Below are 24,865 nucleotides of genomic sequence, written 5' to 3'. Positions count from 1 at the left end.
CTGCTCTCACGGGCGTTTCCTTTTTTTTATTTACGATAAATTCACTAATGACGAAACTAATTCTTCTGCAACTACTGATAATATAGCCATTGCTACTGCCAGCGTAATCACTCCCATATTCGTCCAAAAAAACACTTGACCTTTGGATCCCCCCAGCGTCGTCATTGTCGTAGCACCAACCTGACTACTAAACAAAACGGATGACAAAAAACATACGCCGATCACACCAAAACGATCGAATGTTCTTTTGATTCGGGGATTAATGCTCATGGGTGTACGATTTTTCTTTCGAAGTTTATTATAAATGGTGTTAAAAAGTTTTTTGATTTCAGTTCCAAAGAATATAAAAAGAAGAACACTCAACGCATTACCGAGAACAGCAACGACTAAAACCGCTAAAGTCGAAAAGTTGAAAACGATAATTGCCGTTGGTACAGTTATAAATGCTTCAAGGAAAGGGATCATACTTACAATAAAAACAAAAATATATTGAAGAAATATGTTTTCCATACAAGAACCCCCTCCTTTTAATAAGTCAGTTGACCTAAAAAGAATTTTAATATATTTCTTTTTATAAATCAAGGGAGTTATTTTATGCCGAAAAAAATCAATCATGCCGAAAGAAAAAATCAAATTGTAGAAGCAACGTTCCGCATCATTCATTATTTAGGTTTCGAAAACACGACTTTGCGGGAAATTGCCAAAGAAGCAAACTTATCCTTAGGTTCTGTTCAACATTTTTTTCCAAAACAAAAAGACATCTATATGTTCGCCATGGATGTCATTCATCAAAGATTTCAGGAAAGAATGGAAAAAGTAGTACAAGTGGATAACTGGACGTTTGAGGATGCCGTTCGTATGATTAAGCAGATTGTTCAAGTTAATACGGAAGAAGAAAGGATTGAGAATGATATATGGATTAAATTTTCGATGATGGCAACGATGAACCAAGATTACCACGAGCAAAAGAATAAATTTCGGGAAGTAAACTTTAATTTCGCCGAGGATATATTAATAAACCTTCATAAAAACGGATATATTGAAACATCTATAAATATGAAAGAACAAGCAAATGCGTTAATTATATTCATCCATGGCTTAGTATTTGAATCTGTCATTTATGCGGACTTGTATAACAATCAAGTTGTTGAAAAAGAAATCAGGGAATATTTACAAAAGACGTGTCAGTGAAAGACTTCTTTTTCACGTTTCAATCGACTTATTTTCGGTTATAGTTAGCGGGGAAGAAAGGATGATAATCATGAAAATACTATTGGTTGGTGCCAACGGAACGATCGGAAGCAACATATACGATCGTCTGAAACAAGATCACGAGATCATTCGCGCGGGCAGGAACGGCGCGGATGCTCAGGTGGATATCACCGATGAAGCCAGCATTCGCGACATGTATGAAAAAACAGGCAATGTAGATGCCGTCATTAACGCCTCCGGCAGCGCCGGTTTTGCTCCGATCTCGGAATTGACACCAGAGAAAAATGAAACAGCCATCAACAGTAAGATGAAAGGCCAAATCAACCTCGTTCTGCTTGGCCTTCCATATGTTAACGATGGCGGTAGTTTTACCTTAACATCCGGCGTTATGATGGATGATCCTATCCCGCAAGGATCCTCTGCCGCCATGGCTAATGGAGCTATTCGTTCATTTGTGACCTCTGCCGCGATTGAAATGCCCCGGGGCATTCGCATTAACAGTGTAAGCCCGAGCCTATTGCAAGAATCCGCAGAGCGAATCGGCCATCTATTTGCCGGCTTTGAGCCCGTTCCCGGAGACAAAGTGGCACTCGCTTATCAAAAAAGTGTCGAGGGCATGCAAACAGGGCAAAGTTATGAGATTTATCGCTAAACGTATAAGAGCGTCTCCCTGATCGGAGACGCCCCTCCTTACTTCACAGCATCCGCTTCTTCCATCCCTACTTCGTCTTCCCTCTGCTTATAGATCTCTTCAAGCCTTTTGTCACGGGACCTGCCTAAAATTTGCATGCGCGTGGACAACTGTTTTTGCGTGAAGTTCATCGTATTTCGTTTTTCCTCTTCACTGTCATCTTCCATACCTTCCTGATTAATCTGAATCGCGAGCGGGGTTAATTCTTCCATTTTTTTTATAACTAAATCATAAATGTGGTGGTGCTCGCTGATGATACGTTGCAACAAAAACGTTCCATAGGCAATATGGCGGCTTTCATCTCTTTTTAAATTGCCGACCCCTTCCAATAACGCCGGCATCGCGTTTATGTGTTGTAATGACCGAAAAAAACCATAGTATCCCGTTTCGGCCAACACGCCTTCTACGAACATGTTGTAAACCGTTGCCGCTTCCGCCACTGCTTCCGGGGATTGATCATGCACGAGCCGTTCCATCGAAGAAGGAAGGATGTCATTGAATATTTTTCGATAGGTGTCTGAATGATATTCCGTCAAATCCCGATATATCCCCAGTTCATTTAGGACTATTCTGAAAAATTCAGTGTGCTTGGCCTCTTCAAATAAAAATGTTGTTAAAAACATTTCTTCTTCAAGGCGCCCTTCATTGGAAATCGTCATGATTAACGGAAGTAAATCCCTCGTGACCGCTTCTTCTCCACCTTGAAATTGCGAAATCAGCCGTAGCGTCCCTTCCTTTTGCTGCTCGCTAAATGTTTCCCAATCCTTCTTATCCTGCGTGAAATCCAAATCAGCCGGATTCCAAACCCCAAAACGTTTTGCTTTTTGAAAAAGTTTAAATGGCAAGGAATCCTCTTGAATGCCGGCCGCGCTCGTCGTTTTGAAAGGTTTGTCAGTCATGTGAACGCCCTCCTCTATTTTGTAAGTGCTTACATTTCCATTTTTACAGGTTCTGCATTGATTGTAAATCACGAAAAATGTAGGGTATTTTTAAAGACCCATGCAAGGAGGAGGATCCATTATGCCAATTGCGATCAAACGTATCTACAAGGAAATGGAAAAGCCAGACGGATTCCGTATCCTCATCGATCGCGTCTGGCCGCGTGGCGTTTCAAAAGAGAAAGCGTATATCGATGAATGGGTGAAGGAAGTAGGGCCATCGAAAGCATTGCGGCAATGGTTTCAACACGACCCGGAAAAATTCCAAGCATTTAAAGTAGAATACAAAAATGAACTACAGGAAAATGAACAACAACACGAAGCGTTGGAGCGGTTAAAAACGCTCACCAAGACGCACGAAAAAAACATCACCCTCATCTTCGCGGCCAAGGAAGAGACATATAACCATGCGCGCGTCCTAAAAGAAATATTGGACAGGCAGTTGTTCACCCCATGAAAATGTTCAGATAGAATTCGGAAAACTGGGATTCTATTCCAGAAATTTTTTCCCTTGGTTGATCGCAGAGTGATATGCCACCCTTTTGACGGACGATATCGTCAAACTTTCTCGTATACCTCGCTCTATGCAAGTTGTCTGATGCAATCTTCAACGTAATTGTCTTTGAAAGAATTTCTGAAATAATGCACAACCCTTGATATCGAAACACACGTACGTTAGTCACCCATTATACAGGAGCGATTCATTCTTTGTTTGTTTGTTTGCAAACCTTTTCTGCCTGTCTTTTTCTATACCGATTTTTTCTAAAAAGAAAGAGGCAAGACTTTCCTCATCCTGATTGGCCAACAAAGAAAATATACCGCTCCTTATCTGATTTTTCAATAACAAGCGGGGGGAGATCGTGCTTCAGCAATAGAAAAATAATCAACATTCGCCCCACGCGTTCATTCCCATCGACAAATGAATGGTTGCGAAGAGGCCGCTATATCGACCATATCTTGTTCCGAGAAAACAACGCTTTTTCTATAGATAATATTTTCTTGCCATTCATGTCTTTATGATAGCATGATGCCCTCGGTGTTCCACGTCGTGTTTTATAACCTTATTATTTCAGCTCCGGTGAGAAATGCTTATCCTTTCACATTCCCTTCCGCCGGGATAGGGTTTTGCCTAATCATCCTTGCCATGTGTACCAAGTTATAGGCCATCGTTTCTACCTGTCCTGCGGTGAATTCGTTTTTGATCCCTTCTTCTTCAATAAAAGAGGGGCCCGGGCCGGCTTCGCCTGTCCAATAGGCGACGGGTTCCGGGGGCATGGTAAAGCCCATGTAATTCAAAGCAAAAACAATGGAAGCTGCTGCATTCTTAGCACCATCTTCATTGCCTGTGACGACAACGCCGCCTACTTTATCGTAAAATATAGATTGGCCTTTTTCATTTGTGAGGTTTACACTACCATTTATTCGTTCCAACACTTTTTTAGCTATGCTGCTCTTTTCCCCGATCCAGAGTGGCGTGCCAACCATAACGATATCCGCATGCTTGATTTTTGTAAGGATCTCCGGCCATTGATCGCCACCTCCTGCATCAGTCGTAATGCCGTAGGCCACGTGGTAATCGGCAATCCGTACGCTTTCACATTCTACTTGATTCGTTTTGAGCACCTCTGCCAATTCATCCATTAACGACTGCGTATTGGAAACGTCCTCACTTCCTTTTAATGAACAATTTAAGAAAAGTGCCTTGATATTCTTCACAGCTGCCACCTCTCTTTCTAGCGTTTACTAATTGCAATTGCCGCAGAGCAAAAAAGTTAAACATCCTAGGTGACAACAACAACGATTAATTTTTACGCCTAAAGGTAAGCGTGGCTAGAAGAATCAACAGGGCAGTGAAACCAAGCAAAAAGATCACTTCTCCGGCTGTCGTAACCGGCTGCCCGAAAAACGTTAGATTCAATCCCATTTCTTCCCGCACCATCGAACTCAAATTCTCGACATCAATCATGATGTGCTTCATTAGATCGACACCGTACGTGACCGGGTTCAACGTGACAAGAAAATCAACCCATCCCGGCATATTATTCAGCGGGAACAGGGCGCCGGACATAAAAATCATCGGCATAACCAATATATTGACGACAAGTTGAAACCCTTGCATGGAGTTCAACAGACTCGCCACCAGCAACCCAAGGGAAGCAAACGCGCATGCGATCATAAACATTACCGGCAACAGTTGTAAAAAAGAAACGAAATCGATGGTTATACCGAGAAATGGCATGAGCACCAGCATCATGACCCCTTGAACAAAAGCAACGGACGCGGATCCTAACATTTTGCCGATCGCGATATTCACCCTTGAAACCGGTGAAACAAGAATTTCGCGCATATACCCGAAATCGCGATCCTGAATCACTGAAAGTGAGGAAAAAATAGAAGTCATAAGGAGCGTCATCGAGATAATGCCGGGAAAAATAAATTCGACGTAATTAAAATCTTCCGTACCGGTGCCCGAGGCCACCAACGATTCCATGGCACCGCCCATGCCAACACCAAAAACAATCAAAAATAAAATCGGCATCGAAAAGGAGCCGATCATACGTGGACGGTCTCTAAAAAACTTAATCATATCTCTTTGCCAAATGGCGATAATGCCTTCCACGAGCGATTCCCTCCTGCTTAATCTCGGATTTCCCGCCCTGTAAAGGAGAGAAAAACATCATTTAATGTTGGTTTACGAATATCCAATCCCGTGAGCGGTGTTTGCAATGTTTTAATAAACGTGGACACAAACGCATCGCTGTTTTCAACTTTACAATGGATAACGCCTTCTTTTAGCGATAAATCGATGACATCAAACCCCGCTTCAATCTCTTTCATCGCTGTTTCATTATCTGTCGTCGTAATTTCGATAATATCGCCACCGAGCTGTTGTTTAAGCTTTTTCGGCGTGTCGATGGCAATGATGTTCCCATGATCCATAATTGCGATGCGATCGCTAATTTCCGCTTCATCCAAATAATGCGTCGTTAAAAACATCGTAATGTTTTCTTTTTCCTTCAATTTTAATATGTACTCCCATACATGTGCCCGCGTTTGCGGGTCCAACCCAACGGTCGGTTCATCGAGAAACAGCACTTTCGGATAATGGAGCAATCCGCGGGCGATTTCCAGCCGGCGTTGCATACCGCCGGAAAACTTCTCCACAAGCGTATTGATGCTCTCCGTAAGATCCACGATTTCCAACACTTCGCGAATGCGTGCCTTTCGCTTCGCGCGAGGTACACCATAAAATTTACAATGAAGCGTTAGGTTCTCCTTGGCGGTTAATTTCTCATCCAACGTGTTTTGCTGAAAAATAATCCCGATGCTCTCGCGCACCCGGTTTTGATGGTTCACCACATCATAGCCGTTGATCGTCACCGACCCGCCCGTCGGCTGCAGCATCGTCGATAAAATGTTAATCGTGGTGCTCTTCCCTGCCCCATTCGGACCGAGAAAGCCAAAAATTTCACCTTTTTCAACATGAAAATTACTATTGTTCACGGCTTGAAACGATTTATAGGATTTTTTTAAGTTTTGCACGTCGATCAACGTTGGCACCTCTTTCTTCTTCCATGCCCATTGTATAACAATTGAACAATTTGTCCACTTATTTATTTTTTCTAAACCAATCGGCTCCTTCATCCATGTGTAAAAATGGCAGATCCGTGTTTACCTCTCCGTTAAGGCGGTTCTGGGCCACATCAACGCCTTCAAGCCAGTTTGAAAAATCAAAGGCCATCGGTTCGCGGTCGCCACCCAAAGCCATCCAAACGTGCTTTTCTTTTGGAAAATAAGCAGACGTATGAATCGTCCCTGCCCAACTTTTATAGCGATCGGAAAAAATCGGTTGTTTTGTATCGTTGAGTAACCGAAATGCATCGTGAGCATTTCGGTTGGCATTTTTTTGCATCGTTTCCAATCGTTGTTTCGAATCTTCGAGATGAAAGCGATTTTCCCGTGTTTGAATGTCAAAATGATTCGTGCACGCTGTTGCCTTCCGGGTGTTGACACCTCTCGGAGATGCTTCAATAACGAACATTTCTCCCTTTGCATCATAAACGAGATAACTAAACGAGTGACGATGAGGGAGTTCTTTTGCCATCTCCATGGCTTCTTCCACATTCGCGCAAGCTTCCAAAAGCAACCGCCCGATCATGCTGCAAATAAACCCGGCGCCCGATTTCTTTCGATTCGTTAGGTTATACGCCACGACAAGCCCTTTTTCGTTGATGCCGTCCATCCGCCCGGTGATCCGCTGACTCGGACCGGCGATCGCGTACCCTTGATCTGTCGGTTGGAAAAAAAGAAAGCGGCCGTCGTAAGTCTTGGGGTGATAGTCGTAATTACGGACGAGATAATCATTGCCTGCGAACACAGAACAACCAGACGGCGCGCTGTTCACACGATACCCTCCGTATTCCTTCAACACTCGTTCCAACGGCCATTCCAGCGCATCCTGCAACCCGAGCAATTCCTCCCATACACCGGGTGCGAACGCGGTGATTGCCTCTTTCGCCTCATCGATGTTGATCATAAACCGTGGTGCCCGCACCTTCCATTGATTCTCCCGATTTTTGACGGACAAGGAACCTTTTAACTTCTCCCCTTGGTAGTATCCGAAATCATAGTGGGATCCACGAAATTGAATGATATCGCTGTGTATTTGCTTCATCTTCTAACCCTTCCTTCTTCATATAAGGATAATGGAATGAGGAATGAAAATAAAGCAATAGAAACCCAGACCGCACGACGCTTTCATGACGACCCTGATCTGGTGATTTCATATTTTTCAGGCTCCATGACCCTTTCATGAAGACCGAAACACAAAGCTTTCCCGCTGTTTGTTCACCATGAGCCCCAAAAGAAGCGAGCAACCGGGGAGGGTGCCACGTTTTCTTTGTAAGTGAACAGGGAATTCTACCCTTAGAATCATAATGAATGAAACAGGAGCTGTTACGATGGAAAGGAGATGGCCAATGCCTCTCCTTTTTCGCTCGTGGAAAGTTTGTCGGTTCTGCCTTCTCCGTTCCCATATGATAGAATAAACCTTTAGAGAATGCGGAAAGGACCCATGCACATGAACAATCAGCAAGATTTCACACAAGGAAATATTCTCAAGCCGTTGATTGTTTTCTCTGGACCAATCATGCTCACGAACCTTTTGCAAACGTCCTTTCAATTTACGGATAGCTTATGGGTCGGGAATTTGTTGGGGGAGGCTGCGTTGGGCGCGGTAGCAGTTTCCAGTACGATCATATTTACAATGCTCTCGTTTGTCATCGGGCTGAACAATGCATCGCTGACGATTCTTTCTCAACAAAAAGGAATGGAAAACGATGGAGGGCTCAAGCGTTATCTGAACGCATTTGTCGTCGTTCTATCCATTTTATCATTATCATTGGGCGTGGCAGGTACTTTTTTTGCCGAAGAACTCTTACGCTTGCTCGGAACGCCGGAAGGCATGATGGCACCAGCCACCGCTTATTTGCAAATTAATTTTCTCGGCATGATTTTTCTATTCGGGTATAACTTTATCGCAACAACGTTGCGAGCAATGGGCGATAGCAAGACCCCGATACGATTTGTCTTTATCGCGGTCATACTTAATATTGTGTTGGATCCTTTGCTCATTGCCGGCTTGAACATGGGCATCGAAGGAGCGGCTTACGCAACCATCCTTTCCCAAGGCAGCGCCTTTTTGTATGGCCTATTTTTCGTGTTACGTCGGGGGCTCGCGCCTTTTACGATTCCTTCCTTGCCGAAAAAAATCGAAGTCGGTTTAATCCTCCGGTTAGGCATCCCTTCAGGGATGCAGATGGCGGTAATCTCCGCGGGGGTGGCCGCGATCATGAGCGTAGTGACCACCTTTGGAGAAGATGTGGTCGCAGGATTTAGCGCCGCGCAGCGTTTGGACAGCTTGATTATGCTGCCCGCAATGGCACTGGGAACAGCGGTGAATAGTATGGCCGGACAAAACATCGGCGTTGGAAATTGGTCACGGGTGAATGCAATCACTAAATATGCGGTGATGTATAATTTTGCTGTCATGGTTGGGATCGGCTTATTGATCGTCATCTTCGCCGAGTACGGCATTCAAATGTTTATCCGGGACGAGGAAGCCGTGGAGTTTGGAACAAGATATTTACAAATCGTCGCCCTTTGCTATCCGTTTCTCGGCATTAATTTTGTATTGAATGGCATCGTGCGCGCATCGGGCGCGATGTATCAAGTGCTCGTACTGAATATCATTTCATTCTGGGTGTTGCGCTACCCGTTGACAAGTTTATTTTCCAATTTATTCGGGGATACAGGGATCGCACTTGGTATGGGCGTCAGTTTCATGTTGGGCAGCTTGGCCGCCTATCTGTATTATCGATTTGGAAAATGGCGCGACAAGGAATTGTTTAAAGAAGAATGACGGTAAGGAAAGTGGATCATTATCCAGAGGTTCATTGATAGATCGGAGGATTCTTGCTCCGCGGATTTGAATCCATAGCAGAGTGTCCGGAACAGACGTCAGTTCGGACGCTTCCTGTTTGGCACACTCAAAATTTGTCCGAAGTCTCCGCCTGTTCGGACACTCTTCGTACTGCTCCCTTCAAAATTGTCCGAAGTGCCTTCAAGCTCGGACAATTTTCATTCTTGTTCAGTCAAATTGTCCGAAATGGTCGTCATGAAGTGTTCATGGGACCCCAACCTAGCATTCGAACCCAGATAAGGGCACCATGATGCCTTATGAGACCCAAAATGGGCAGTTGTGCGCTGAAACGGTCACCATGGAGCAATCATGGAACCCGAACCAGACTTGCGCATGCCGAAACAGTCACCATAAACGGTTACGGCATGGTCCCAACGACCAAACCCCTCGCCGATTCGACGAGGGGTCCTCTCTTTTAAACACTCAGCAATTCTTTCACATCCTCCGGCCGTAAGCTCGTGAGCTGTTGTTCTCCCGGCTGGATAACCTCTTCCACCAAAGCTTTCTTTTGTTCCTGCATCTCCAGCATTTTTTCTTCGATCGTTCCGGACATAATTAGTTTGATCACCTGAACATTGTTCTCTTGCCCGAAACGGTGAACGCGGTCCGCCGCCTGCTGTTCCACCGCCGGGTTCCACCATGTGTCAAAAAGGATGACCGTGTCGCCGCCGGTTAAATTTAAACCGGTACCGCCAGCTTTCATCGATACTAAAAAGAGCGAGTGTTCTCCTTCGTTAAAACGTTCGGTGAGTGCCAATCTTTCCTTAGCCGGCGTTTTGCCATCTAGGTAATGATATAACCAGCCTCGTTCTTCGAAAGCGGTGCGGATCATGGAAAGCATCGATGTAAATTGAGAGAAAATCACCATTCGCCGCCCCGAAGCGAGCCCTTCCTCCACGTATTCCAACAGCCGGTCGAACTTCCCGGATTTATAGGACTCATCCGGCAAAACAAGCTGGGGATGACAACAAATTTGGCGCAGCTTCGTTAACCCGGCAAGTATTTGCATGCGCTGTTCCTGAAATTGATCTCCCTCGATCGCCGAGTCCACATCCTTTGCTAGTCGATTGACTTGAGCCATGTAGAGCTTCTTCTGATCATCGGTGAGGTTCGTGTATTGCACCTGCTCATCCTTTTCCGGCAATTCTGTGAGGACATCCTTCTTCATGCGCCGTAAAATAAAGGGGCGCACGCGTTTGGAAACCTCCTCATTTTGCATGGCCTTAAACGCTTTTTTCGTTCCTAAAATGCCCGGGAGGAGCGTATGAAAAATGGAATAGAGCTCGTCAAGGCGATTTTCAATCGGTGTTCCCGTCAAGGCAAACGCACTCGCCTTTTGGATCGATCGTACCGCTTGCGCCGTTTTCGACGCTTGATTTTTGATCGCCTGGGCCTCGTCTAGAATGAGTACATCAAACGGCTCGGATTGATAGATGTCAGCCTCCCGTTGAATGAGTGGATAAGATGTAATAAGCACTTGTGCGTCTGAGCTTTGCTCGAGCTTTTTTTGCCTTTCCGCTTTGGGTCCCGCGATAACAACCGTGTTCATTTCGGGAGCAAAACGCTGAAATTCTTTTTCCCAATTATAACTCAAACTCGCGGGCGTGATGATGAGCGTACGCATATGCCTATTTTCATCCGCCAACGCTTGCAAATACGTGATGGTTTGCAGCGTCTTGCCAAGGCCCATATCATCGGCCAGTATCCCTCCCAGCCCGAAATGCGACAACGTTTTCAGCCAACGAAACCCGGTTAATTGATACTCCCGAAGCGTGGCGTTAATCGCCTCAGGAGGATCCGCATCCACAAAATCCGGCTTTTTGACATCGTTCATTAATTGCCGCAAGGAAGCGGATAACTTAAAAGACTGAGCCTTTTCTTCCTCCAGGGAAAGCGCCTGATAAAGAGGGACCTTCATTTCTTCTTTCAATGTCCCTTTTTCAGGGGCAAAATGATCAACGGCATTTTTTACATTCCCGAACTCTTCCCCTTGAAGATGGAGAAAAGCCCCACTCGGAAGGCGATAATACGTCTGATTCTTTTTCAGTGCTTCAAGCAATTGCTCCACCTCGTCGGAAGGAATGCCTTCCACAGAAAAAGAAACATCAAGCCAGTTCGTTTCCTCATTTGCCTCAAGGGACACACTCGGTTTTTTCTCAAGGGGAGCGATCATCTGCCTGACTGTCGACGTCGTGTAAATATCAATATACGCTTGCAGCAAAGGCAGTTGTTCAAACAGAAAAACTGCCATTTCCTCTTCATCATCGAGCATGAGCTTTTCGTCTGATTGCGCGAACGGGATTCGTTCGAGCAACGATTCAATGATTGCCTCTGTTTCCACATCGCGTACGATGATCGCGTTTATATCCTCATCGTTCGCTTGCTCCCCGTACGGATTGATCTCTGTATCCCCATACTGAAAAGTGACATGGGCACTGAGGGCTTCTTCGCGATAGTCAATCTTCATTTTCGCATTCAACGGGTACTGACGGATCACATCCGTTAGCGCTTCATCCATTTCAACCGCCGCGATTTCTTTTAATTTCGGCAGCACATATGAACAAAAAGGTTCCATTTCCTCAGGCGAAAAACTGGTCAAGGCCTCCTGCACATCCATCGTGCTTAACAGCTTTTGAATAATCGTTGCTTGCGCTTGATTCAATCGATAAAGGCTTTCCCCGTTTTGCACAAGCCGATGATCCGTAGAGAAAAATAGATAGTTTCCTTCCTTTAAATATAATTCGACCGCATCTTCTTCTGAACTTTTTTGCAAGTAAAATTCAAGACGAGCGTCGGAATGAAAGGAATCAACCTTGACAGATTCTGCCGTTTGACCTGATTTAATGTCGACGTTTCTTCCTTCCAGCAACTCGAATAGATCCGGAACCATCAGATCGGGGATGTCGAGCTCACGTTCTTGTCTATACATGGAATAACCGGCAGGCTCACTCTTACTTATTTTCCATAACAGGTCCAACACTTCCCGATCTTTTTCGGCAATTTGGTGATTTTCCGGTTGATAGCTAAATTTTTTCGTAAAAAAATGGCTTTGCCCCACTTGTACGTCTTCAATAAACCGTTTAATATTCTTCACAACATAGGGACGGCTCACGCCGGCACGTAGACGTATGGAAATGTCTTGGACAATACCGGAAAACGGATTGATGTGACAGTCCAGTTCGTAACGGACATCGAGCATTTCTTTTTCCATGACGGCAGCCGGCTGTTCGGGCTTAAACGTCTCTTTAAAAACATCGATCATTCGGTGTCCTTGATGCGCACTATATTTCTGTTCGTATTCTTCTGTAGACATTAATTCGTCAAGTTCCAACAAAAACGCGACGAGGTGCTTACACAACCCCGAATAGGAATCAAACGCCGGACAAGAACAGCTCACCTGGTCCAACCCCCCATTGCTTTGAAACCTAGCCCGGCACTTATAGCCCCTCGATCCATGCACCGCTGCTTCTGTCATCTTTTCATCCTGAAAAAAATGCACAGGTCCTACGCGATCATTGTAATAATAGATTTCGCCGCGCGTATATGTCCTAGGGTTTTCCACGGCTTGAAAAATATAATCCGGATGCAAATCATGTTGGTTTATTTTAAACATCTGGGTCTCCATCTCCTCCACTAGCCACTCTCTTATTCATATTCTATCCTTCCAGTATACTAGAAAACAAGAGCATAGAATGGTTTTAGGTATGCAAATAATTCGTGGTTTCGCCGCTTGTTTTTTCATAACAAGTATAATAAAATCAATTATACTAATTAATCTCATAGGATTTTATATGATTCGAGGGTGTTTAACCAATGAGTGAAACGAATGTATCAACACTTGTGGAGTTGGATCAGATCGAGAAGAGCTTCACAAAATCCGGGAAAGTGCTTGACGACATCTCTTTGAAAATAAACCAAGGCGACTTTGTTTCTATTCTTGGTGAAAGCGGATGCGGAAAAAGCACGCTGCTCAATATGATTGGGGGATTTCAATCACCATCAAACGGCCGTCTGCTTATAGGCGGCAAACCGGTCAAGAAACCTGGACGGCAAGCCATTATGCTTTTCCAACATTACAATCTTCTTCCATGGCGAACGGTTCAAAAAAATGTTGAACTCGGGATTGAAAACGAAGACCTTTCCGCTGAAGAACGGCGTGATCGCGCCTTAGCCTATATCAAGCTTGTTGGCTTGGAGAAAAGCAAGGAGCAGTTCCCGACTCAACTTTCAGGAGGCATGCAGCAGCGCGTGGCCATTGCCAGAGCTTTGGCCATCAAGCCTGAAATCATTCTCATGGATGAACCTTTTGCAGCATTGGATACGTTCAATCGTTATCATTTACAAGACGAGTTATTACGTATTCATGAACAGGAACAATCAACGATTGTATTGGTCACTCATGATATCGATGAAGCTGTCTATTTATCCGATCGGGTGATTATCCTGGATTCAAATCCCGGGCGAATCAAGCGGTCTGTAAATGTTGAAATGCCGAAGCCGCGAGATCGAAGCCACGGGGATTTTCAATACTTCCGCAAGACAATTTTTGATGCCTTTCAATTTGGTCAATCTGAGAATCAATTGGATTATCACATTTAGTGATGGAACGGAGCCGCAAATGAAACGAATCATTTTATTTTTAATAACAGCGATCATTATTGCTGGTTGCGGGCATCGCGAGCCCGTTGAGGACGACGTGATCAAAATCGGCTACCTGCCTATCACCCACGCTTCTCCTCTTTATTTCTTGGAAGATGAGCATCTGGATAGCGCAGAAATGGAGCTAGTGCAATTCGGGGACTGGATCGATCTCATGGATGCCCTCAACAGCGGACGGATCGATGGCGCATCGGTGCTATTTCAACTCGCTATGAAAGCCAACGAACAAGGCATTGACGTAAAAGCAACCGCCTTAGGGCATGAGGATGGAAACGCCATTATTGCCGGTCATGATATTGAATCTGCTGAAGATTTGGCAGGAGAGACCGTGGCTATTCCGCATACCCTTTCTACCCATAACATTCTTCTTGATGAAATGTTGCAATCAGAGGGCATGTCATACGGAGACGTTAATGTGGTCGAGATGCCCCCTGCTGAAATGCCAGCAGCCCTTGGGGAAGGGCGAATCGAAAGTTATGTCGTGGCCGAACCTTTCGGTGCACTCGGTGTCACGCTTGGCACAGGGCACGTCCTCCATCAATCCCATGAATTTTGGCCGAACTGTTTATGCTGCGCGCTCGTCCTTCGTGAAGAATTCCTTGACGAGAAGTCTGAACTTGCGAGTCGATTTATGAACGCTTATGTTGACGCCGGTCAGCGCGCAGACGAGGACAGCGAGGGAAGTTTTGCTATCCACCAGAGCTATATGGATATCGATGAAGAAGCCTTGGAATTATCCTTGGATTGGATTTCCTATGACAATCTTGACATTAACCGTGACGATTTTGAATACCTTCGAGAACGTCTCGTAGACCTAAACTTGTCGGAAGACCCTCCAACGTATGAAGAATTCGTAGATCCATCTTTCATGGAAGAAATGTAGTGAAGACATAATGAAGCAATTAAGAAAAAAAACGATAAATATCTTTATCAGCTTCCTCCTTCTGATCACCGTATGGCAACTTATCATTTGGATCGGGGACTACGAAGAAGCACTCCTCCCTTCCCCTTTAAGTGTTGGGAACGGCTTTATCTCGCTCATTGAAGACGGCACCCTTTTTGAACACGTGCAAATCAGCCTCTTCCGGTTTATCAGCGGATATGGCAGCGCAATCATCATCGCCGTCCTACTTGGACTCATTCTTGGTCGCGCCCAAAAACTATGGGCCATCACAGAACCAATTGTCCAAGTATTACGTCCCGTCGCACCAGTCGCTTGGGCACCTTTTATCGTCCTTTGGTTTGGCATCGGCAATGCACCGGCCATTGTGATTATTTTCATCGCTGCTTTTTTTCCTGTCTTACTTTCAACCGTACGAGCAGTAAAAAATGTCGACACAACCTATTTAAAACTTGCCGAGAACCTGGAAATCAAACAGCCGCAATTGATGTATAAAATTATTTTCCCGGCAGCATTCCCTGGTATCGCCAACGGATTGCATATCGCCGTGGGAACCGCCTGGATTTTCCTCGTCTCGGGCGAAATGGTAGGTGCCCAGTCCGGGCTAGGTTATCTCATCATTGATTCAAGAAACATGCTCGATTTCGACTTGGTACTCGCGGGTATTTTCTCCATCGGCATTCTTGGATTGATGCTGGATAAGTGCATCGGCTTGTTTGAAAAATGGGTCGGGAAACAATGGGGCTATCAATAAACGTTTATTCCCGACTAAATTGATTTATTTTACATTATATATTAGAATAATGATAAAGGAGTGAGAATAGATGGCATTATTTTTAGTGGAAGCGAGTATAGATAGCGAAAACAGAACGAAAACAGCATTTGAAGACAAAGTGGCATCGGTTGAAAAAAATGTTGACCAATCAGAACTCATTGAAGTCCAAGTGTCGAGTGAATTCAATAAAGCATTTTTCATCTTCGAAAGCAACGATGAAGAAGCTCCTAAAAAAGCACTTGAAAGCGAAAACCTATCCGTGACGCTGGCAAAAGAAGTTCGCATTGTCGGCCAAGACCTTGAACAAGCGAAACAAGAAAAAGGGAAAGTAAACTACCTCGTTGAATGGAATTTTCCTGAAGACTTAACCATGGACGCGTACTTGGAACGTAAAAAGAAAAATTCCGTTCATTATGCGGAAGTGCCCGAAGTTGATTTCGAAAGAACATACGTAACCGAAGACATGACAAAATGTGTCTGCTTCTATGATGCGCCCGATGAAGATGCGGTCAAACGGGCGAGAGAAGCTGTGAAAACACCGGTCGATTCGATTACAAAAGTTTCGCGTAACTAAAACGTATTTTGCTCAAGGGGGAGACGGCCATGGAAGCCTTAAATGAATTGTTAAAAGAAAACTTGAAGCCAATCGTCAATAAGATTGACACGGATGCTTATTATCCAAAGGAAATTTTACAATTATTGGGTGATCATGGCTACTTCCACTCTGGGCTGCTCCCTTATGAAGAGACGGTGCGCCGGGAAGTCAAAGTTGTCGAGGAAATATCCAAATTTTGTATGACAACAGGCTTCAATGTTTGGTGCCATTTAGCAGCGTTAACGTACGTACGCCATACAAGTAATAAGGCATTTCAATCACGTCTTTTGCCCGAACTTGAACAGGGGCATACGATAGCAGGAACCGGGCTTTCCAATCCCATGAAGCATTACGCTGATTTAGAACCCATTCACTTGGATGCAGAAAGCGTTCACGGCGGTTATATGCTATCGGGAACATTGCCTGCAGTGTCCAATCTCAGAGATGGGCATTGGTTTGGTGCAGTTGCCAAGGTCCATGACGACAAACGTATCATGGTTTTTATCAACTGCAATGATGAAGACATTGATCGAAAAGAAAAAAAAGCGTACCTGGGTCTTAACGGCAGTGCCACTTATGCATGTCGATTAGATCAACTCTTTATACCTGATGACCAAGTTCTGGCCGAAGACGCTGATGCGTTCATCAGCAGCGTTCGTCCTTACTTTCTCGTCTATCAAATCCCCCTCGGTTTTGGTGTTATCCAAGCGTCCCTACGTTCCATCGACATGGCGAAGAAAAAACAAGGCGGGTGCAATGACTACTTGCCGATCCAATCAGAGGATCTAGAAAAACCATTGGAAAAAATGCAACACTCATTAGAGCAATTGTTTAAAGATCAAAAAAGCCTGGAATGGAATGATTTGCTCCCGATTCGAAGAGACGCTGCTTATGAAGCCATAAATGCTGCACATACTGCAATGGTACACGTCGGCGGACCCGGCTATATGCACAACAGTGCCCCATCACGCCGACTGCGTGAAGCGTATTTCCTCATCAATCTCACACCGACGATCAGACACCTAGAAAAAATGATCGAACTCAATAAGGAGCCCGTCCTCCAGTATTAAATGAGGGCGGGTTTTATTTGCACGATGATCAGCCTTCTATTGACAAGGAGCGGGCACATGCTAAATAATAAAGTTAGCACTCGGTTGCTCTGAGTGCTAACTTTATTTGAAAGGAGCATTTTCATGGCTAAGACTGAATTTAAAGCTGAATCGAAACGATTGCTGGAATTGATGATCAACTCGATCTATTCGCAAAAAGAAATATTTTTAAGAGAATTAATGTCAAACGCGAGCGACGCCATTGACAAGATTTATTACCGGGCATTAACCGATGACGCTTTGACCTTTGACAATGACCAATACTACATAAAGGTGACGCCTGACAAAGAGAACCGAACGCTCAAAATCTCCGACACCGGTATCGGCATGACGAAAGATGAAATGGAAGACAACCTCGGGGTTATTGCCAAAAGCGGCTCGTTGGCATTTAAAAATGAAACTGAATTGCAAGTCGGCCATGATATCATCGGCCAGTTTGGCGTCGGCTTCTACTCTTCCTTCATGGTCGCTGATCAAGTCACGGTCATCAGCAAAGCCTTGGACAGCAATGAAGCGTATAAATGGGAATCCGAAGGTACGGACGGTTACACCATCGAACCGTATGAAAAAGAAACGGTCGGCACCGATATTATTTTGAAGATTAAAGACAATGGCGAAGAAGAAAATTATGATGATTTTCTTGAAGAACAAGGATTAAAAACAGTCATTAAAAAATACTCCGATTTCATTCGCTACCCAATCAAGATGGATGTCACCGTGCAACAACCGAAGGAAGACGAAGAGGACGAATACGAAGAGTATCAGGAAGAACAGACGGTCAATAACATGGTGCCGATCTGGAAAAAGAACAAAAGTGAACTCACGGATGAAGACTACGAGAATTTTTATGCCGAAAAACGATATGGCTTCGACAAACCGTTAAAACACATTCATATTAATGTGGACGGTTCGATCCGTTACGACGCCATTCTTTTCATTCCGGAAAGCGCACCGCCCGATTACTACACCGCCGATTTTGAAAAAGGTTTGGAGCTGTACTCCAGCGGCGTTTTGATCATGAACAAAAGCGCTGACTTGCTTCCGGATTATTTCGGTTTCGTCAAAGGAATGGTCGACTCCGAAGACCTATCGCTTAATATTTCCAGGGAAATGCTGCAACACGATCGGCAGTTAAAAACGATCGCGAAAAATATCAAGAACAAAATAAAAAGCAACCTGAAAACGATGCTTAACAACGACCGCGAGAACTATGAGAAATTTTACAAAGCGTTTGGCAGGCAGCTCAAATTCGGTGTGTACAATGACTTCGGCATGAACAAAGACGATCTGCAAGATTTATTAATGTTCTATTCTTCCACCGAGAAGAAATTGGTGACGCTAGACGAATATGTATCTCGCATGCCTGAAGACCAAACGTACATCTACTATGCAAGCGGCGACAACTATGACAAAATCGACAAGCTTCCGCAAACTGAATTGGTCGCGGACAAAGGATATGAAATCCTATACTTCACCGAAGAGGTCGATGAATTCGCGATCAAAATGCTCATGAACTATAAAGAAAAAGAATTCAAGTCCGTCTCAAGCAGCGACCTCGATATTGAAAACGAAGATGACAATACGGAAGAAGAGGAAAAAGAAAACAAAGAAGTCTTTGCCGCCATGAAAGAAGCGATCGCTGACAAGGTAACAGACGTCAGAGCATCTAAAAGACTGAAATCCCACCCCGTCGTCTTGGCGTCAGACGGTGAAATATCGATTGAAATGGAAAAAGTCCTGCAAAGCATGCCCAACAACCAGGGCATCAATGCCGACAAAGTCCTTGAAATCAACGTTAACCATGACGTGTTCAAATCCCTACAAGACGCGTACGATAATGACAAAGACAAATTGAAACTGTATACCAACTTGCTATACAACCAAGCACTGCTGATTGAAGGCTTGCCGGTGGAGGACCCCGTCGAGTTTACGAATGATATGTGCAAGGTGATGGTTTGAAGATGAGTCCCCGGGTGGCGTCCCGGGGGTTTTTCTGTTCAAGCATCATTCCATAAAAATCCATGCTGCTTTCACTGGCAAGCAGTAAATCCTGATATTCCCCTTCCGTATTACCATTCATTTTTAACCAACCGAAAAAACCAATCCGAAAGAAGCAAAGCGCATAGAAGAAGCAATTCAGCAAACAACCGGATATAGGATCGAGTTGAAATTTGCACGCTGAAAGTGAAATACCGAAAACCCAAAGCCACTAACTTGCCATCAGAAGAACATTTATGTATACTGTAAATAAGAAACACATACGCTAAAAAAGACCGAAGGTGCTGCTAACACCGACGGTCTTCCATTACAATAAAGCGTATCCTTCAGGGATAAGCGTTCACACATTGTTGTATGAAGTAGTTACCCAGAGGGTCCAATCTCAGGGGTAGCTACTTTCGTTTTTTATTAGCATCTGATGTCACGTAATAAACCAGTGTAGACACAGCTACACAGAGCATCAAGGCTTCAAAAACAGTAATAGAGGATCACCTCCCCTCTGTCCGTTAGCAACGAGACGAACCGCCACAGACACGAAGGTTTACGAGGTGAACGCTACCCCTGAGAATTTTGTTCTATTGTTCTTCAGTTATTGAACCCGTATATTGTCAGCCATATATTCTTCGATTAACATCATTCATACTGAGTACTCTCCTCCGAGAGGGACGACAAATGCGATCCCGTCCCTCAAGCAGAGGGAAAACGATGACCAGAGGGACAACAAACCTGTTGTTGTTCCCCAAAAGGCAAGCACCTCATTCTTAGGGGGACAGGAATCGTGCTGCCGTTTCTTGAAGGGTAGCCTATCACCTTGCTGATTGTAGGCTGACCAAGGGAAAGAACTTCGGAAACAGACCACTAGGTAACGCCACTCCAACGCTACCTCTTATTAATACCACGCGGCGAGCGCGTCCGGTAGTCTCAACGTGACTTGCATGACCGAGGTTGAATGCCTGCCGGTGAATAAACGTCGGCACAGCTCCAAAGAACATACGATTGAATGGATTGTTGAAGAAGCGATTCAGCAAACAACCGGATATGGGATCGAATTGAAATGGCGGCGAAAATCGAAGTAAATTTCGCCGCTACTGCTTTTATTCAAAAATATCCGGAAGGAACATGAAAAGAGCCGGGATGCCAGCGACTAAAATGAGACACAGAATCATGACGATCACCATTGGGACAGCCGCTTTTACAATTTGTTCAAAATGAACATTTCCGACACCGCTTGCCACGACTAAAACGAAGGCCATATTTTTTAACTCCCAACTTAACAAGCTCCATAAAAGCCCAAAAAAACAGCAGAGAGCAAAACATTTTCACTATTTACAACACGTTTTTATTTGCTTTTGACACAAACATTGGCGGCATTTCACGTCTTAGACGCCATACAAAATCAATTGGTTTACTTCCCGAATGCTGAACGTAATCAGCCGTCCCCAGAAATATATAAGGGGATGTATAGCCATTTAACTTTTTATACTCACGAACAAATAACATAATGTGATGATTATTTTCCCTATGATTAATATACCGTTTGGCCGTTTTACTGGAGGGAGTCACAGTACTCTGGCTTTGCCAATGAAATAACTGCTCGTTCATTGCATAATCTTCATATAACGTCGATGGCGAGAAGTCTTTTTCCGATTTGTTTAATGTTATGAAAAACGCATCTGTCTTTTTATATTGGAAATGTTTAACACCCTCGCGAAAAGCCGGTGCTTTATCCTCGTTATAGTGGCCCATTCCCGCCATGATCTGGTTGATATTATAATTAGCGTGAACTCGTAATGGTGCTGGGTAATCCATATCATGCATAAATTCCATCTCAGATAAATGTTGGCGGTTATAATCCATTATTTGCAGGATTTCTCTGTTTATGTCGGGAGCACTTACAATATGTCTGATCCCTGTTTCTATCGACTCGAATCCTTCGTCTTTAGGCGGGCTACTATAAAATGAATAATAAAACATATTGGCCATCATTTGTTCTTCTTCATCCCTCACAACGAAGTCATTCAAATAGCGCAAATAAAAATCCAAAAGCCTCTGAGAATCTAAATGAAATAAGTTCGGCAGACGTCTGGTAATCATTTTCTCATCTGTAAAATGGAAATCCTCATTTAAACCAGCCTCAACTAACATTCGACTAAATGAGCGGTCGCCACTTCTCCCATAAAAATCATAGATGGACAATTGATAATAAGTTAAAAAGTTGTTTAAGGTTAATGACTGATTGGAATTAAAATGAAAATCCTTTAATTTTTGGATCAGATGACTGCGTCGATTGCTCAATTGTTTAATATTCCGTAAAACATAATCCTTCGCTTGTTTTTCCATCACGATAAAAGAACCTCGAGGCAATGAGCTGAAGCCATTCTCTACATAATGCTTGATCGAATGCTTTGTTTTTCCAACAAGCGCGCGGAATTTATCTTCAAAATTATAATTTTTATGTGCCTGCCCAATAAAGTCCAACACCGTTAAGCATTCTTTTCCGTCATGTAACCGCAGCCCTCGCCCTAGTTGTTGTAAAAACACTGTTAGACTTTCTGTTGGACGCAAAAACAGTGTCGTATTAACCGACGGTATATCAACGCCTTCATTATATAAATCTGCGACAAATATAAATGTAAGTGAGCCGGATTCTAATTCCTTTTTGGCATTTTCTCTTGTTTCTTTATTGGAGCCACCGTGTAAAGCAATCGAAGATACACCTCGTTGGGTAAAAAAGTCAGCCATAAACTGGGCATGCTTAACACCGACACAAAAGCCTAAACCCTTCACATCATCTAAATCAGTGACATACGCCTCTACACTTTTTAAAATTTGTTGTGCACGCATCGTATCACTGGTATAGATGTTTTCTAGTTCTCGTACATCATACCCATGGGTCCGCCAGGTAACTTGGGATAAATCAACACTGTCTGTTATACAGAAATACTGAAACGGGCTTAAAAGTTTCTGGTCAACGGCTTCCGTTAACCGCATTTCTGCGGCAATCCGATCATCGAAGTAAGGCAGGACACTTTTTCCATCCATACGCTCCGGCGTTGCCGTTAAACCGAGCAGAACTTTCGGCTGGTAATATTGAAGGAGTTTCTGGTATGAGCTTGCTGCGGCATGATGAAACTCATCAACAATGATAAAGTCATAATAATCAGGAGACGTATATTCATGTAACTTTCGGCTATTGAAGCTTTGGATACTGATAAATAAATGTTCAATACTATTTGGTTGATTTGCACCGACTAGTAAATCTCCAAAATTTAAGTCCTGTAAAATCGCCCTAAATGTATCGAGGCTTTGCTTTAAAATTTCCTCACGATGGGCAATAAATAATAATCTTTGCGGCTGCCCATTTTCTTGTACAAAACGCTTGTAATCAAATGCCGAAATAACCGTTTTTCCTACACCAGTCGCAGCTACTAATAGATTGTTATATTTACCGTGGACTTTACGTTCAACGTCTAGGTTTTCAAGTATCTCTTTTTGAAAATAGTATGGCTTTATTTCAAAGGAGAAATGGATTGGTTGTTCATCGTGCTTTTGTTTACTTAGATTCGCTCTTAAAAACCTATGGTCGTTGTCTTGATCGTAATGAAACGTTTCAAATTCTTCATTATTCCAATAGGTTTCGAAGGTAGCATCTACCTTACGCATTACGTCAAATGAATCTTTTTCCGTTATTTTAACGTTCCATTCCAAACCTGAAGTGAGCGCCGGATTAGACAAATTCGATGACCCAATATAAGCTGTGCTGAAATTCGTATCTCGTTTAAATATGTAAGCCTTAGCATGAAGCCTTGTCCGCTCAACATCATAGGATATTTTAACCTCTGTATTCGGTAATTGACTCAATTCCGAAACCGCTTTGTAATCCGTTGCCTGCATATAGGAAGTTGTGATGATCCGTAGCTTGCCGCCTTTCTCAGTAAATTCTCTTAACTCAGGCATGATGCCACGTATACCGCTCCATTTTATAAAGGATACGAGCATGTCTATTTGATCAGAGGATAGAATTTCATTCCGCAGCTCGTTTATCATATTGGGTTCAGCCTTTGAACCAGTAAACAACGAGCTTTCAGAAATAGGCGTCACTGGACGAACAGGGTTTTCATTTTTTATACTGCGAACGTTATTTAGTTTGGAGTAAATAGATGTTAGGATCTCGCCTTCCTGATCCAACGCCAATCGTCTAAAATCTTCTTCGGGCAAAAGCTCACTAAGTTTCTTAATTAATGCATTACTTGCCTGAATCTGCTTTAATAATGCTCCATGGTCGTCTTTTTTATCATGTTTATCACGTATGTAATATAAAGCCTTTCTGGTCATTTCGGAAATATAAGCCGCTAACTTCTTGCGGGCTTCTTCAACATCAAGCGGTTCCTTGCCAATCTCATAGTCTTGTTCCTCGAGCTTGACCAGGGCCTGTTTCATTTCTGTTGTTATGATTTCTTCATATATCCCTTCGTTTAACAAAAGATCACCTCCTATGACTTAGCCCTTTCATTCTCTCTATTTTCTCAATCGCGGGGATATCAGCCGGTGCCCAGTCCAATGATGACAATTGATCTCTATTGAGCCATTTCATGGCAATGTGTTCCGTTAAAACAGGGGATCCTTCCACAATCCTACAATAATAAGTGCTTAAATGGACAATCCCGAAGTCATATTCATAAACAGTCGTATCAATATAACCGCCAATTTCGACCTTGCACTTCATTTCTTCATTGATCTCCCGGAACAGAGCTTGTTGCGGCGTTTCTCCCTTTTCAATTTTACCGCCCGGGAACTCCCATTTTAGCGGGAGTGTTTTTTTACCTCCTCTCTGCACGCATAATATTTTGTTAGCTTTTTCAATAACCGCTCCGACCACATGTATGTTCTTTTTCATTTCAGCCTCCTGCGATTAGCTTCTTTCTTCAAATTATAAACTGCGACAGAACACTTGATGAAAAGTATTGCGATATCTAGTCTATCACGTTAAATTAACTAAAACACTTCATTCTCACACCCCATCCTTAACCGTAACCACATCACACGGCGCGTGTCTTACGCAGGCTTCGGCGACGCTACCGATGAGCATGCGTTCGAAGGCATTTCGGCCGGTGGAGCCGGTCATCAATAGGTCAATATTATTTTCAGTCAGTAATTTTCCTGATAATTGGGTGCGCGGGTTCCCGGATTTTAATACTATTTGGACCTCTTTTATCCCTCCGCGTCTGGCTTTTTCTTCGTACTCTTCCAGCATTTTCGTTGCTTTCTTTTCTGCGTCGTCATATAACGATTGAGGGGTAAACTCTTGTGTCGAGAAATTGCGAAGATCGATGACATGCGCGAGTGTGAGTGAAGCATCATGAAGTTTTGCCAATTTTATTGCCTTGTCCAGTGCTTGTTCCGACTGGACAGACCCATCTACAGCGACTAGAATTTTTTGATACATCTTTATCATCTCCCTTATTAACTATATACCTTTTATTTTAACAATCCAATCGAAAAGAAA

At 43.7% G+C, this 24,865-nt stretch carries 21 protein-coding genes; 10 read left to right on the top strand and 11 right to left on the bottom strand.

Annotated features, from left to right (window positions below; genetic code table 11):
• Positions 1 to 30 precede the first annotated feature (30 nt).
• On the bottom strand, positions 31 to 510 hold the full coding sequence (locus tag DT065_RS15065) for a hypothetical protein (RefSeq protein ID WP_114374775.1): 480 nt from the start codon (positions 508 to 510) through the stop codon (positions 31 to 33).
• An 84-nt stretch (positions 511 to 594) separates the two neighbouring features.
• Here DT065_RS15065 and DT065_RS15060 point away from each other — a divergent pair, with 84 nt between their 5' ends.
• Positions 595 to 1,191: a TetR/AcrR family transcriptional regulator gene (locus DT065_RS15060; protein ID WP_114374773.1), complete on the top strand. Its 597-nt coding sequence runs from the start codon at positions 595 to 597 to the stop codon at positions 1,189 to 1,191.
• A 70-nt stretch (positions 1,192 to 1,261) separates the two neighbouring features.
• Complete coding sequence (locus DT065_RS15055; protein WP_114374771.1) at positions 1,262 to 1,864, top strand: short chain dehydrogenase; 603 nt, start codon at positions 1,262 to 1,264, stop codon at positions 1,862 to 1,864.
• Between the two features lie 38 nt (positions 1,865 to 1,902).
• Here the strand turns inward: DT065_RS15055 and DT065_RS15050 are convergent, their stop codons facing one another.
• Positions 1,903 to 2,820, bottom strand: coding sequence for a R2-like ligand-binding oxidase (locus DT065_RS15050; protein ID WP_257791157.1), 918 nt, complete (start codon positions 2,818 to 2,820; stop codon positions 1,903 to 1,905).
• A 103-nt stretch (positions 2,821 to 2,923) separates the two neighbouring features.
• On the opposite strand from DT065_RS15050, the gene DT065_RS15045 reads away from it, so the two are divergent.
• The gene (locus DT065_RS15045; RefSeq protein WP_114374768.1) at positions 2,924 to 3,298 is read left to right on the top strand and encodes a DUF488 domain-containing protein; all 375 of its coding nucleotides are present in this window, start codon (positions 2,924 to 2,926) and stop codon (positions 3,296 to 3,298) included.
• A 632-nt stretch (positions 3,299 to 3,930) separates the two neighbouring features.
• Here the strand turns inward: DT065_RS15045 and DT065_RS15035 are convergent.
• The 4 genes from DT065_RS15035 to DT065_RS15020 all read right to left on the bottom strand — a co-directional run bounded on the left by DT065_RS15035 (position 3,931) and on the right by DT065_RS15020 (position 7,516).
• Positions 3,931 to 4,557: a flavodoxin family protein gene (locus DT065_RS15035; RefSeq protein ID WP_114374764.1), complete on the bottom strand. Its 627-nt coding sequence runs from the start codon at positions 4,555 to 4,557 to the stop codon at positions 3,931 to 3,933.
• An 85-nt stretch (positions 4,558 to 4,642) separates the two neighbouring features.
• Complete coding sequence (locus DT065_RS15030) at positions 4,643 to 5,461, bottom strand: ABC transporter permease (RefSeq protein ID WP_114374762.1); 819 nt, start codon at positions 5,459 to 5,461, stop codon at positions 4,643 to 4,645.
• A gap of 17 nt (positions 5,462 to 5,478) precedes the next feature.
• On the bottom strand, positions 5,479 to 6,393 hold the full coding sequence (locus DT065_RS15025) for an efflux ABC transporter ATPase subunit, DrrA-related (protein ID WP_114374761.1): 915 nt from the start codon (positions 6,391 to 6,393) through the stop codon (positions 5,479 to 5,481).
• A gap of 58 nt (positions 6,394 to 6,451) precedes the next feature.
• Positions 6,452 to 7,516: a C45 family autoproteolytic acyltransferase/hydrolase gene (locus DT065_RS15020; protein WP_114374759.1), complete on the bottom strand. Its 1,065-nt coding sequence runs from the start codon at positions 7,514 to 7,516 to the stop codon at positions 6,452 to 6,454.
• A gap of 405 nt (positions 7,517 to 7,921) precedes the next feature.
• On the opposite strand from DT065_RS15020, the gene DT065_RS15015 reads away from it, so the two are divergent.
• Positions 7,922 to 9,262, top strand: coding sequence for an MATE family efflux transporter (locus DT065_RS15015; protein WP_114374757.1), 1,341 nt, complete (start codon positions 7,922 to 7,924; stop codon positions 9,260 to 9,262).
• Positions 9,263 to 9,737: 475 nt separating this feature from the next.
• Here the strand turns inward: DT065_RS15015 and DT065_RS15010 are convergent, their stop codons facing one another.
• Positions 9,738 to 12,935 carry a DEAD/DEAH box helicase gene (locus DT065_RS15010; RefSeq protein ID WP_160112583.1) on the bottom strand — a complete coding sequence of 1,066 codons (3,198 nt, stop codon included), beginning with the start codon at positions 12,933 to 12,935 and terminating at the stop codon, positions 9,738 to 9,740.
• 200 nt (positions 12,936 to 13,135) lie between these two features.
• Here DT065_RS15010 and DT065_RS15005 point away from each other — a divergent pair, with 200 nt between their 5' ends.
• The 6 genes from DT065_RS15005 (at position 13,136) to htpG (ending at position 19,320) form a co-directional block, all read left to right on the top strand.
• Positions 13,136 to 13,921, top strand: a complete 786-nt coding sequence (locus tag DT065_RS15005) for an ABC transporter ATP-binding protein (protein ID WP_114374754.1) — start codon at positions 13,136 to 13,138, stop codon at positions 13,919 to 13,921.
• A gap of 19 nt (positions 13,922 to 13,940) precedes the next feature.
• Positions 13,941 to 14,864, top strand: a complete 924-nt coding sequence (locus DT065_RS15000; RefSeq protein WP_114374752.1) for an ABC transporter substrate-binding protein — start codon at positions 13,941 to 13,943, stop codon at positions 14,862 to 14,864.
• Positions 14,865 to 14,874: 10 nt separating this feature from the next.
• Positions 14,875 to 15,636: an ABC transporter permease gene (locus tag DT065_RS14995; RefSeq protein WP_114374750.1), complete on the top strand. Its 762-nt coding sequence runs from the start codon at positions 14,875 to 14,877 to the stop codon at positions 15,634 to 15,636.
• 70 nt (positions 15,637 to 15,706) lie between these two features.
• On the top strand, positions 15,707 to 16,231 hold the full coding sequence (locus DT065_RS14990; protein WP_114374748.1) for a DUF4242 domain-containing protein: 525 nt from the start codon (positions 15,707 to 15,709) through the stop codon (positions 16,229 to 16,231).
• 29 nt (positions 16,232 to 16,260) lie between these two features.
• A complete protein-coding gene (locus tag DT065_RS14985; protein ID WP_114374746.1) occupies positions 16,261 to 17,322 on the top strand; it encodes an acyl-CoA dehydrogenase family protein in 1,062 nt (353 codons plus the stop codon).
• 123 nt (positions 17,323 to 17,445) lie between these two features.
• Positions 17,446 to 19,320, top strand: a complete 1,875-nt coding sequence (gene htpG, locus DT065_RS14980; protein WP_114374744.1) for a molecular chaperone HtpG — start codon at positions 17,446 to 17,448, stop codon at positions 19,318 to 19,320.
• Positions 19,321 to 20,453: 1,133 nt separating this feature from the next.
• Here the strand turns inward: htpG and DT065_RS18995 are convergent.
• From DT065_RS18995 to DT065_RS14965, 4 genes are all read right to left on the bottom strand, one after another.
• A complete protein-coding gene (locus tag DT065_RS18995) occupies positions 20,454 to 20,612 on the bottom strand; it encodes a hypothetical protein (protein ID WP_160112582.1) in 159 nt (52 codons plus the stop codon).
• A 73-nt stretch (positions 20,613 to 20,685) separates the two neighbouring features.
• Positions 20,686 to 23,841, bottom strand: a complete 3,156-nt coding sequence (locus tag DT065_RS14975; protein WP_227002631.1) for a DEAD/DEAH box helicase — start codon at positions 23,839 to 23,841, stop codon at positions 20,686 to 20,688.
• A 4-nt stretch (positions 23,842 to 23,845) separates the two neighbouring features.
• Positions 23,846 to 24,256: a (deoxy)nucleoside triphosphate pyrophosphohydrolase gene (locus DT065_RS14970; RefSeq protein ID WP_114374742.1), complete on the bottom strand. Its 411-nt coding sequence runs from the start codon at positions 24,254 to 24,256 to the stop codon at positions 23,846 to 23,848.
• Between the two features lie 114 nt (positions 24,257 to 24,370).
• Positions 24,371 to 24,805, bottom strand: coding sequence for a universal stress protein (locus DT065_RS14965; protein WP_160112581.1), 435 nt, complete (start codon positions 24,803 to 24,805; stop codon positions 24,371 to 24,373).
• Positions 24,806 to 24,865 lie beyond the last annotated feature (60 nt).

This window comes from Salicibibacter kimchii, from assembly GCF_003336365.1.
GTDB lineage: Bacteria > Bacillota > Bacilli > Bacillales > Marinococcaceae > Salicibibacter > Salicibibacter kimchii.
The sequence above is the reverse complement of the archived record's forward strand: the minus strand, read 5'-3'. Positions and strand labels throughout refer to the sequence as shown.

What these genes read in the sequence shown, in the direction of transcription:
- DT065_RS14985 (WP_114374746.1), top strand. Translation starts at nt 16,261, where the DNA reads ATGGAAGCCTTAAATGAATTGTTAAAAGAAAACTTGAAGCCAATCGTC.
- DT065_RS14995 (WP_114374750.1), top strand. Translation starts at nt 14,875, where the DNA reads ATGAAGCAATTAAGAAAAAAAACGATAAATATCTTTATCAGCTTCCTC.
- DT065_RS14970 (WP_114374742.1), bottom strand. Translation starts at nt 24,256, where the DNA reads ATGAAAAAGAACATACATGTGGTCGGAGCGGTTATTGAAAAAGCTAAC.
- DT065_RS15060 (WP_114374773.1), top strand. Translation starts at nt 595, where the DNA reads ATGCCGAAAAAAATCAATCATGCCGAAAGAAAAAATCAAATTGTAGAA.
- DT065_RS15065 (WP_114374775.1), bottom strand. Translation starts at nt 510, where the DNA reads ATGGAAAACATATTTCTTCAATATATTTTTGTTTTTATTGTAAGTATG.
- DT065_RS14965 (WP_160112581.1), bottom strand. Translation starts at nt 24,805, where the DNA reads ATGTATCAAAAAATTCTAGTCGCTGTAGATGGGTCTGTCCAGTCGGAA.
- htpG (WP_114374744.1), top strand. Translation starts at nt 17,446, where the DNA reads ATGGCTAAGACTGAATTTAAAGCTGAATCGAAACGATTGCTGGAATTG.
- DT065_RS18995 (WP_160112582.1), bottom strand. Translation starts at nt 20,612, where the DNA reads ATGGCCTTCGTTTTAGTCGTGGCAAGCGGTGTCGGAAATGTTCATTTT.
- DT065_RS15010 (WP_160112583.1), bottom strand. Translation starts at nt 12,935, where the DNA reads ATGTTTAAAATAAACCAACATGATTTGCATCCGGATTATATTTTTCAA.
- DT065_RS14990 (WP_114374748.1), top strand. Translation starts at nt 15,707, where the DNA reads ATGGCATTATTTTTAGTGGAAGCGAGTATAGATAGCGAAAACAGAACG.
- DT065_RS15020 (WP_114374759.1), bottom strand. Translation starts at nt 7,516, where the DNA reads ATGAAGCAAATACACAGCGATATCATTCAATTTCGTGGATCCCACTAT.
- DT065_RS15000 (WP_114374752.1), top strand. Translation starts at nt 13,941, where the DNA reads ATGAAACGAATCATTTTATTTTTAATAACAGCGATCATTATTGCTGGT.
- DT065_RS15015 (WP_114374757.1), top strand. Translation starts at nt 7,922, where the DNA reads ATGAACAATCAGCAAGATTTCACACAAGGAAATATTCTCAAGCCGTTG.
- DT065_RS15005 (WP_114374754.1), top strand. Translation starts at nt 13,136, where the DNA reads ATGAGTGAAACGAATGTATCAACACTTGTGGAGTTGGATCAGATCGAG.
- DT065_RS15055 (WP_114374771.1), top strand. Translation starts at nt 1,262, where the DNA reads ATGAAAATACTATTGGTTGGTGCCAACGGAACGATCGGAAGCAACATA.
- DT065_RS15045 (WP_114374768.1), top strand. Translation starts at nt 2,924, where the DNA reads ATGCCAATTGCGATCAAACGTATCTACAAGGAAATGGAAAAGCCAGAC.